The sequence below is a fragment of the Streptococcus sp. HMSC076C09 genome (genome assembly GCF_001837905.1).
Taxonomy (GTDB): domain Bacteria; phylum Bacillota; class Bacilli; order Lactobacillales; family Streptococcaceae; genus Streptococcus; species Streptococcus parasanguinis_I.
Genome location: NZ_KV834643.1, coordinates 1,142 through 2,444, shown reverse-complemented (window position 1 = coordinate 2,444; position 1,303 = coordinate 1,142). Strand labels below are relative to the sequence as shown.

Genomic DNA, 1,303 nt, shown 5'->3' with positions numbered 1-1,303 from the left:
CAGCATCTACATCAGAATCTGTATCAACGTCTGAATCGGTGTCGACTTCCGAGTCTGTTTCTGTATCGGAATCAGTATCAGCATCCGAGTCCGTTTCGACTTCTGAATCAGTGTCTACTTCTGAATCTGTTTCGACTTCCGAATCATTGTCAACATCCGAATCAGTTTCGACATCAGAGTCTGAATCAACATCCGAATCAGTGTCAACGTCTGAGTCAGTCTCAACCTCTGAATCGGCATCTACCTCAGAATCGGTATCGACTTCCGAGTCAGTTTCAGCGTCTGAATCATTGTCAACATCCGAATCAGTTTCAACGTCTGATTCGGTGTCAACGTCCGAATCAGTCTCAACATCCGAGTCAGTTTCAGCGTCTGAATCATTGTCAACATCCGAATCAGTTTCAACGTCTGATTCGGTGTCAACGTCCGAATCAGTCTCAACATCCGAGTCAGTTTCAGCCTCTGAATCGGTATCGACGTCTGAGTCAGTCTCAACATCAGAATCAGTTTCAGAATCCGAGTCAGTATCAGAAAGTCAGTCAATTTCAACGTCTGAATCAGTGTCAGCGTCTGAGTCGGTTTCAACGTCCGAATCAGTCTCGACTTCTGAATCGGCATCTACATCAGAATCAGCTTCTGCATCAGAATCAGCTTCTGCCTCTGAGTCAGCCTCAACGTCTGAGTCAGTTTCAACCTCTGAATCGGTATCGACTTCCGAATCAGTTTCAACGTCCGAATCAGTATCAGCGTCTGAGTCAGTTTCAACCTCTGAATCAGTATCGACATCTGAGTCAGTCTCAGTCTCTGAGTCAGTATCTACGTCCGAATCAGCGTCAGCCTCAGAATCTGAGTCGGTATCAGCATCAGAATCAGCCTCAGAATCTGAGTCGGTATCAGCCTCAGAATCAGCCTCTGCTTCTGAATCAGTTTCAACATCAGAATCAGTCTCAGAGTCCGAATCAGTTTCAACGTCTGAATCGGTTTCTGTATCAGAATCAATCTCGACATCAGAATCATTGTCAGCATCGTTGAGCACTTTAGTATCAGAAAGTCAGTCAGTCTCTACTTCAGTGTCAGTCTCTACTTCAGTGTCAGTCTCAACATCTGAGTCAGCCTCTGCTTCTGAATCAGTGTCTACTTCAGAATCAGCCTCTGCATCCGAATCAGTCTCAACGTCTGAGTCAGTTTCAGCATCTGCATCCGAGTCCGTTTCGACTTCTGAATCGGTGTCGACTTCCAAGTCTGTTTCTGTATCGGAATCAGTATCGGCATCCGAGTCAGCATCTACATCAGAATCTGTATC

At 45.7% G+C, this 1,303-nt stretch carries 1 protein-coding gene and 1 pseudogene; both read right to left on the bottom strand.

The window, feature by feature from the left end:
* Positions 1 to 535 precede the first annotated feature (535 nt).
* Complete coding sequence (locus HMPREF2704_RS11640) at positions 536 to 1,036, bottom strand: hypothetical protein (RefSeq protein ID WP_070845936.1); 501 nt, start codon at positions 1,034 to 1,036, stop codon at positions 536 to 538.
* Between the two features lie 15 nt (positions 1,037 to 1,051).
* A pseudogene (locus tag HMPREF2704_RS11635) lies at positions 1,052 to 1,303 on the bottom strand (cell wall protein); the annotation flags it as partial.